Source organism: Citrobacter freundii complex sp. 2025EL-00176 (assembly GCF_053309355.1).
The window spans coordinates 359135-367734 of record NZ_JBRYHT010000003.1 but is presented as its reverse complement, the minus strand read 5'-3'; the positions used below and the strand labels follow the sequence as shown (position 1 = coordinate 367734).

Here is an 8600-nt window from a genome sequence, read left to right as displayed (position 1 = left end):
CCGAAAACGCCGGAACATAAGCAGTGGAATGGCGATATGACCAACGGTGTTGCGCCGTCGAGCAATCCGAATGGAACTGACGTCAAGCTCTCACCGGGCTCTTCCACCGGCCAGAGCGGTATGGATATGCCGAAAACGCCGGAACATAAGCAGTGGAATGGCGATATGACCAACGGTGTTGCGCCGTCGAGCAATCCGAATGGAACCGACGTCAAGCTCTCACCAGGCTCTTCCACCGGCCAGACCGGTATGGATATGCCGAAAACGCCAGAACATAAAAAGTGGAACGGCGATATGAACACCACGGGTGCCATGGTCCAGCCGAAGCAGTGGCAGCAATTGCTGCCATCAAGCCCTATTGATATCTACGCAGCAGTGATTATCGGATTCGATGATAAGCAATTGAGTTAAGCCAGTCCCCCGCCACACGCTGGCGGGTATTCATGTAGCCAAAAAAAGGGTCTGACAGTAGTCAGACCCTTTTCTTATCCACTGGGGAATATTACTCGTCTTCGAGATAGGTATATCCGTACAAACCCGCCTCGAACTCTTCGAGGAACTGTTGTTGCAACTCAGCGTCCAGATCGGTGTTTTTCACCTGATCACGGAACTGCGTCAGCAGCGTTTTCGGATCCAACTGCACGTATTGCAGCATATCCGCTACGGTATCGCCTTCGTCAGACAGCTCAACTTCCACGCTGCCGTCAGGGAAAACAAACACGTCGACTGCTTCGGTATCACCAAACAGGTTGTGCATGTTGCCGAGGATCTCCTGATACGCGCCGACCATAAAGAAGCCCAGCATCGGCGGGTTCTCCGGGTCGTATTCCGGCATCGGCATGGTGGTGGCAATACCATCCCCGTCAACGTAATGGTCGATAGCGCCATCAGAGTCACAGGTAATATCCAGCAGCACCGCGCGGCGCTCAGGCGCCTGGTTCAGCCCTTCCAGCGGCAGCACCGGGAACAGTTGGTCGATTCCCCACGCATCCGGCATTGACTGGAACAGTGAGAAGTTGACGTAAATCTTATCCGCCATCCGCTCCTGCAGCTCGTCGATAATCGGGCGGTGCGCGCGGTTACTCGGATCGAGTTGTTTTTGCACATTATGGCACATGTTCAGATAGAGCTGCTCTGCCCACGCGCGTTCCTGCAGGCTAAAGGTGCCAGAAGAGTAGCCAACGTGAATATCGTGCAGGTCCATCTGACTGTCGTGCAGCCATTCACGCAGCGAACGGCGTGTGCCCGGCTCGTGCATCTCTTGCCAGGTTTCCCACATGCTTTGCAGGGAGCGCGGCGCGTTGTCTGCCGGCGGCGTCGCTTCGGTGATTTCGCTACGTTCAACGCCAATGATGTTGGAGACCAGCACGGTATGGTGTGCGGTAACGGCACGACCCGATTCGGTGATTACCGTCGGGTGCGGCAGACCATGTTCTTCACAGGCGTCGCCAATCGCCCAGATAATGTTGTTGGCGTATTCGTTCAGGCCGTAGTTTACGGAGCAGTCAGACTGCGAGCGGGTACCTTCGTAGTCCACGCCCAGGCCGCCGCCCACGTCGAAGCACTGAATATTCACGCCCAGCTTGTGCAGCTCCACGTAGAAACGAGCCGACTCACGCACGCCAGTGGCGATATCGCGAATGTTCGCCATCTGCGAGCCGAGGTGGAAGTGCAGCAGTTGAATGCTGTCCAGACGGCCGCGCTCGCGCAGAATTTCCACCAGTTGCAGTACCTGGTTTGCCGCCAGGCCGAATTTAGATTTTTCACCGCCGGATGACTGCCACTTGCCGGAACCCTGCGACGCCAGACGCGCACGTACGCCCAGACGCGGAACGACATTCAGGCGTTCAGCTTCATCCAGCACAATGGCGATTTCAGACATCTTCTCGATAACCAGATAGACCTTATGGCCCATCTTCTCGCCAATCAGCGCCAGTCGGATGTATTCACGGTCTTTATAGCCGTTACAGACGATCACGCTACGGGTCATTCCGGCATGGGCCAGAACGGCCATCAGTTCAGCCTTGGAGCCCGCTTCCAGTCCCAGCGGTTCGCCGGAGTGGATCAGTGATTCAATTACGCGACGGTGTTGGTTAACCTTGATCGGGTAAACGAGGAAATAGTCACCGTTGTAGCCGTAGGATTCACGGGCGCGTTTGAACGCGGCGTTAATCGAACGCAGTCGGTGTTGCAGGATCTGCGGGAAGCAGAACAATGCAGGCAGACGCTGGCCCTGTGCTTCACGGGCTTTCACCAACTCAGCAAGGTCAACGCGCGCTTCTGGTACGTCCGGATCCGGGCACACGCTGATGTGACCCAGTTCATTGACGTCATAGTAGTTATTACCCCACCAGGCAATATTGTAAGTACGCAGCATCTTGCTGGCTTCCTCGGAACTCATTGCAACCTCCTGCATGGAGCGTAGTACACCGTGTTCGCCTGCTGACGAAGGCGAACCCAAAGAAATGTCGTCAGACATAGCGAACCTCAAATTTTATTAACAAGTGTAAAACAGTTGACTACTATCGCAATCCAAAGACGCGATAACAACCCAAATACAGGCAGAATTTCCAGCAGATAGTGCTGACGCTCCGACTGTGCGACCGGTTTCTTTTTCATATCATTGTAAACACGCAACCGAACGTACTGCTGACGGTTCGGCGAAACCACGAGAAAACTCTTGTTTACCAAGAGCGCCCTTGTTCAGTTCTTAGTGACCGTTACCGGCTCTTGAGTCCTGAGAAGCGCCGAGATGGGTATAACATCGGCAGGTATGCAAGATGCAGATTGCGGGGGACATATGTACACCAGAACGGTGCGACAGATTCAGCAGAATACAACAGTTCATTATCTCTTATCACCTCCACGGTTGATCCTTACGGAACGAACCCACAAGCCAAAGCTAAAGTTTTAACCCGGCTGGAAGTGGCAACACGATGAAAATGTCGTGTGCTTTTTGTCTATCCTAAATAATTCGAGTTGCGGGAAGGCGGCAACGCAGAGAGTCCCCGGGAGCTTACATAAGTAAGTGACTGGGGCGAGCGAGGAAGCCAACGCACATGCAACTTGAAGTATGACGGATATGAGCCGCGCGCCGCGTTTTATACCGATATGGGGAGTAAAAAGCAAAAGATAAATGCACACATTGCCAGCACCGTCAGGAAAAATTTCCAGTTACATTTTCAGTACAATGAGACCTTACTCAAAAAAAGCTGGAAATCAGGCGAAGAACTGTCCTAAAATAGCCGTCCAGATGTTAATCCATCTATACCGATTAACACTCAGACTGCCAGTGTCCGTCATCTGCAGACTCATGGTAGAATCTTCTACACATGGCTATCCCACTCGACAGTTTGAGCTAACCAAATTCTCCTTAGGTGAAATTAAATATGGCAAAACACCTTTTTACGTCCGAGTCCGTATCAGAAGGGCATCCTGACAAAATCGCTGACCAAATCTCTGATGCCGTGCTGGATGCAATCCTGGAACAGGATCCGAAAGCACGCGTTGCCTGCGAAACCTACGTCAAAACCGGTATGGTTTTAGTTGGCGGTGAGATCACCACCAGCGCATGGGTCGATATCGAAGAGATCACCCGTAACACGGTTCGCGAAATTGGCTATGTGCATTCCGACATGGGTTTTGACGCCAACTCTTGTGCGGTACTGAGCGCAATTGGTAAACAGTCTCCGGACATCAACCAGGGCGTTGACCGTGCCGACCCGCTGGAACAGGGCGCGGGTGACCAGGGCCTGATGTTTGGCTACGCGACCAACGAAACCGATGTGCTGATGCCAGCACCAATTACCTATGCTCACCGTCTGGTGCAGCGTCAAGCTGAAGTGCGTAAAAACGGCACCTTATCCTGGCTGCGTCCGGATGCAAAAAGCCAGGTCACCTTCCAGTATGACGACGGCAAAATCGTCGGTATTGATGCGGTTGTTCTGTCGACTCAGCACTCTGAAGATATCGATCAGAAATCGCTGCAAGAAGCCGTTATGGAAGAGATCATCAAACCGGTACTGCCGACTGAGTGGCTGACCTCTGCAACTAAATTCTTCATTAACCCAACGGGTCGTTTCGTTATCGGCGGCCCGATGGGCGACTGCGGTCTGACGGGTCGTAAGATTATCGTTGATACCTACGGCGGTATGGCACGTCACGGTGGCGGCGCATTCTCTGGTAAGGATCCGTCTAAAGTTGACCGTTCCGCAGCCTACGCGGCCCGCTACGTCGCGAAAAATATCGTTGCCGCTGGCCTGGCTGACCGTTGTGAGATTCAGGTTTCCTACGCAATCGGCGTGGCTGAACCGACCTCTATCATGGTAGAAACATTCGGTACCGAAAAAGTGCCTTCAGAACAGCTGACCCTGCTGGTGCGTGAGTTCTTCGACCTGCGCCCGTATGGTCTGATTCAGATGCTGGATCTGCTGCACCCTATCTACAAAGAAACCGCAGCCTATGGTCACTTTGGTCGTGAGCATTTCCCTTGGGAAAAAACCGACAAAGCGCAACTGCTGCGTGACGCTGCCGGGTTGAAGTAATTCCCCCACGACTGAACGCGTATGCTTCCTAAGACCAGCCCCGGCTGGTCTTTTTTATGCCCATTTTCTCGCTACCTCCCATTCCCAGAATAGCCTGGCAAATCTCTTTTCGAACGAAAATGAAAGCGATTACATTAAGCAGTGTTTCAGCCCACTTCGAATTAACATCTCCTGGCCATCTCTTGTGCATCATTGTTACATTATCTTTCAGTATTGTCTTAATTTCAGGCAACTGGCTTTATCATATCCTTATAAAAAACGTTATTTTTCAATTAAATAAATGATAAACACCATGAATGCCAGTGTAAGCGATTACACTAATGTGATGTAATTCGCATTTTTTTACCCCGTACTCACCTACCCTTAACATCAACAAAATAGCTACCCAACCGGAGGGCATCATGCCTGACAATAAAAAAACGGGGCGTTCCAACAAAGCCATGACATTTTTTGTCTGCTTTCTTGCAGCCCTGGCTGGATTACTTTTTGGCCTGGATATCGGTGTTATTGCCGGTGCTTTACCGTTCATCACCGACGAGTTTCAAATAACCCCACACACTCAGGAATGGGTGGTGAGCTCAATGATGTTTGGTGCGGCTGTAGGCGCTGTCGGCAGCGGCTGGCTCTCCTTCAAACTGGGGCGTAAAAAGAGCCTGATGATTGGCGCAATCCTGTTTGTTGCCGGTTCATTGTTCTCCGCCGCGGCGCCAAACGTTGAAGTGCTGCTGGTTTCCCGCGTGCTGCTGGGCCTGGCCGTTGGTGTTGCGTCTTATACTGCGCCGCTGTACCTGTCCGAAATCGCACCGGAAAAAATCCGCGGCAGCATGATCTCGATGTATCAGTTGATGATCACCATCGGGATCCTCGGCGCTTACCTCTCCGATACCGCATTCAGTTATAGCGGCGCATGGCGCTGGATGCTGGGCGTAATCATTATCCCTGCCCTGTTACTGCTGGTTGGCGTTATCTTCCTGCCGGACAGTCCGCGTTGGTTTGCAGCTAAGCGTCGTTTTGTCGATGCCGAGCGCGTTCTGTTGCGTCTGCGTGATACCAGCGCCGAGGCCAAACGCGAGCTGGATGAAATTCGTGAGAGCTTGCAGGTTAAACAAAGTGGCTGGGCGCTGTTTAAAGAAAACAGCAACTTCCGTCGCGCAGTGTTCCTTGGCGTACTGTTACAGGTGATGCAGCAGTTCACCGGGATGAACGTCATTATGTATTACGCGCCAAAAATCTTTGAACTGGCGGGTTATACCAACACCACCGAGCAGATGTGGGGAACGGTTATCGTTGGCCTGACCAACGTACTGGCAACCTTTATCGCCATTGGTCTGGTTGACCGCTGGGGCCGTAAACCTACGCTGATTCTTGGCTTTATCGTCATGGCTGTGGGTATGGGCGTGCTGGGCACCATGATGCATGTGGGTATCCACTCCGCTGCCGCCCAGTACTTTGCCGTGCTGATGCTGCTGATGTTTATCGTTGGCTTCGCGATGAGCGCCGGTCCGCTGATTTGGGTACTGTGTTCTGAAATTCAGCCGCTGAAAGGCCGCGATTTCGGCATCACCTGCTCTACCGCAACCAACTGGATTGCTAACATGATCGTGGGCGCAACCTTCCTGACGATGCTGAACTCGCTGGGCAGCGCTAACACCTTCTGGGTCTACGGCGGTCTGAACGTCCTGTTCATCTTCCTGACTCTGTGGCTAATCCCGGAAACGAAAAACGTCTCTCTGGAACACATTGAACGTAACCTGATGAAAGGTCGTAAACTGCGCGAAATTGGCGCACACGACTAATCACTCAAAGCTTCCTCCCAGGCGGGAGGAAGCCTTCCTCTTGCAGTCCCTTCCCTGTCGCACTATCCTCTGGCGTTATGAAAACCTCCCGACTTCCCATCGCCATCCAGCAAGCCGTTATGCGCAGCCTGCGGGAAAAACTCGCCCAGGCCAATCTCAAGCTGGAACGTCATTACCCGGAGCCAAAGCTGGTTTACCAACAGCGCGGAACCGCCGCGGGCACGGCGTGGCTACAAACTTACGAAATCCGCCTCAACCCAGTTCTGCTGATGGAAAACGTCGAGGCATTCGTTAACGAAGTGGTACCTCATGAACTGGCGCATTTGCTGGTGTGGAAGCACTTTGGCCGCGTCCCGCCGCACGGGAAAGAGTGGAAATGGATGATGGAGAGTGTGCTGGGCGTCCCGGCCCGACGCACACATCAGTTTGAGCTGCAATCCGTGCAGCGTAAAACCTTCGCTTACCGCTGTAAGTGCCAGGAACATCAATTGACCGTTCGCCGACATAACCGTGTTGTTCGCGGTGAAGCCACCTACCGCTGCGTCCATTGCGGCGAACCACTGGTTGCAGAATAATATTCAGAATTATCAGGAACCTTTCTGATCTAGCTGATTGCATACAAGAACAACTTTCGCTACGTTGCGGGCTCGTTTTGACACGGAGTTCGTGATGTACCGTAATCTTTCTATTGCCGCGGCCCTGCTAGCCGCTGCGTTTTCTGGTCCGGTTTTAGCCGAAGGTATCAACAGTTTTTCTCAGGCGAAAGCAGCAGGCGTCAAAGTTAACGCCGATGCGCCGGGCGATTTCTACTGTGGTTGTAAAATTAACTGGCAAGGTAAAAAAGGGGTCGTTGACCTTGAATCCTGCGGCTACAAAGTGCGAAAAAACGAAAACCGCGCCAGTCGTATCGAATGGGAACACGTTGTTCCTGCCTGGCAGTTTGGCCATCAGCGCCAGTGCTGGCAGGACGGAGGGCGTAAAAACTGCGCCAAAGATCCGGTCTATCGCCAGATGGAAAGTGATATGCATAACCTGCAGCCTGCGGTGGGGGAAGTGAATGGCGATCGCGCAAACTTTATGTACAGCCAGTGGAACGGTGGCGAAGGTCAGTATGGACAGTGCGCCATGAAAGTTGATTTCAAAGAAAAAGTCGCTGAGCCGCCAGCCCGCGCCCGCGGTGCTATCGCACGCACTTATTTTTACATGCGTGACCAGTACGACCTGACGCTCTCCCGCCAGCAAACCCAGCTTTTTAATGCCTGGAACAAGCAATATCCGGTCACCGAGTGGGAGTGTGAGCGTGACGAACGCATTGCGAAGGTACAGGGAAACCATAACCCCTATGTGCAACGCGCTTGCCAGGCGCAAAAGAGCTAACCTACACTAGCGGCAATATTTTTAACCATGCCCAGGCCTTTCGCAGCCCAGGGCCATGACGCGGATGTTTAACTATGCGCATTCCTCGCATTTATCACCCTGAGCCACTCACTTCCGGCAGCCAAATTTCACTGTGTGAAGATGCCGCCAACCATATTGGTCGCGTGCTGCGTATGGGGCCTGGCCAGGCGCTACAGCTGTTTGACGGCAGCAACCAGGTGTTTGACGCCGAAATCACCCACGCCAGCAAAAAAAGCGTGGACGTGAAAGTGCTTAACGCCGAACTCGACGATCGTGAATCACCGTTGCATATCCACCTGGGTCAGGTGATGTCGCGCGGCGAAAAAATGGAATTTACTATCCAGAAATCGATCGAACTGGGTGTAAGCCTCATTACGCCACTTTTTTCTGAGCGCTGCGGCGTTAAACTGGACAGTGAACGCCTGAACAAAAAGCTCCAGCAGTGGCAGAAAATCGCCATTGCCGCCTGCGAACAGTGCGGTCGTAACCGGGTGCCTGAAATTCGCCCGGCAATGGATCTGGAAGCATGGTGCGCTGAGCAGGACGAAGGACTGAAGCTGAACCTGCATCCTCGCGCCAGCGCCAGCATCAATACGCTGCCGCTGCCGGTTGAGCGCGTCCGCTTGCTGATTGGCCCGGAGGGTGGGCTGTCGGCAGATGAAATTGCCATGACCGCACGTTATCAGTTTACTGATATCCTGTTAGGACCTCGCGTTCTGCGTACTGAGACAACTGCGCTCACCGCCATTACCGCCCTACAGGTGCGTTTTGGCGATCTGGGCTAAGACCGCCCTATTAGGCGTAATTGTCGCAGCCAGTTTGAACGCGGACAGCGCGCAGCAACCGGAGCGTACACGCAGTA

General features: G+C 53.1%; 9 protein-coding genes. 6 read left to right on the top strand and 3 right to left on the bottom strand.

The features are described from left to right. Nucleotides 1–411 (top strand): hypothetical protein (locus tag ACVXHP_RS10715; protein WP_447571419.1); only part of this gene is annotated, 411 nt, incomplete at its 5' end. 91 nt (nt 412–502) lie between these two features. Here ACVXHP_RS10715 and speA read toward each other — a convergent pair. The 3 genes from speA to ACVXHP_RS10700 form a co-directional block, all read right to left on the bottom strand. After that, nucleotides 503–2479 (bottom strand): biosynthetic arginine decarboxylase, encoded by a 1977-nt coding sequence (gene speA / locus ACVXHP_RS10710; RefSeq protein ID WP_072014782.1) that lies wholly within the window; start codon nt 2477–2479, stop codon nt 503–505. 8 nt (nt 2480–2487) lie between these two features. Next, entirely contained in the window at nt 2488–2619 is a 132-nt protein-coding gene (gene yqgB / locus ACVXHP_RS10705) for an acid stress response protein YqgB (protein WP_064507034.1), read from the bottom strand. A gap of 91 nt (nt 2620–2710) precedes the next feature. Further along, nucleotides 2711–2848, bottom strand: coding sequence for a hypothetical protein (locus tag ACVXHP_RS10700; RefSeq protein WP_269156192.1), 138 nt, complete (start codon nt 2846–2848; stop codon nt 2711–2713). A 541-nt stretch (nt 2849–3389) separates the two neighbouring features. Here ACVXHP_RS10700 and metK point away from each other — a divergent pair. The 5 genes from metK (at nt 3390) to rsmE (ending at nt 8523) form a co-directional block, all read left to right on the top strand. Next, on the top strand, nt 3390–4544 hold the full coding sequence (gene metK / locus ACVXHP_RS10695) for a methionine adenosyltransferase (protein WP_200009002.1): 1155 nt from the start codon (nt 3390–3392) through the stop codon (nt 4542–4544). 401 nt (nt 4545–4945) lie between these two features. Then, entirely contained in the window at nt 4946–6340 is a 1395-nt protein-coding gene (galP, locus tag ACVXHP_RS10690; protein ID WP_003027074.1) for a galactose/proton symporter, read from the top strand. A gap of 77 nt (nt 6341–6417) precedes the next feature. After that, complete coding sequence (locus tag ACVXHP_RS10685; RefSeq protein WP_447571418.1) at nt 6418–6915, top strand: SprT family zinc-dependent metalloprotease; 498 nt, start codon at nt 6418–6420, stop codon at nt 6913–6915. Between the two features lie 94 nt (nt 6916–7009). Next, on the top strand, nt 7010–7717 hold the full coding sequence (gene endA / locus ACVXHP_RS10680) for a deoxyribonuclease I (RefSeq protein WP_447571417.1): 708 nt from the start codon (nt 7010–7012) through the stop codon (nt 7715–7717). 74 nt (nt 7718–7791) lie between these two features. After that, nucleotides 7792–8523: a 16S rRNA (uracil(1498)-N(3))-methyltransferase gene (gene rsmE / locus ACVXHP_RS10675; RefSeq protein WP_447571416.1), complete on the top strand. Its 732-nt coding sequence runs from the start codon at nt 7792–7794 to the stop codon at nt 8521–8523. Nucleotides 8524–8600: the final 77 nt, after the last annotated feature.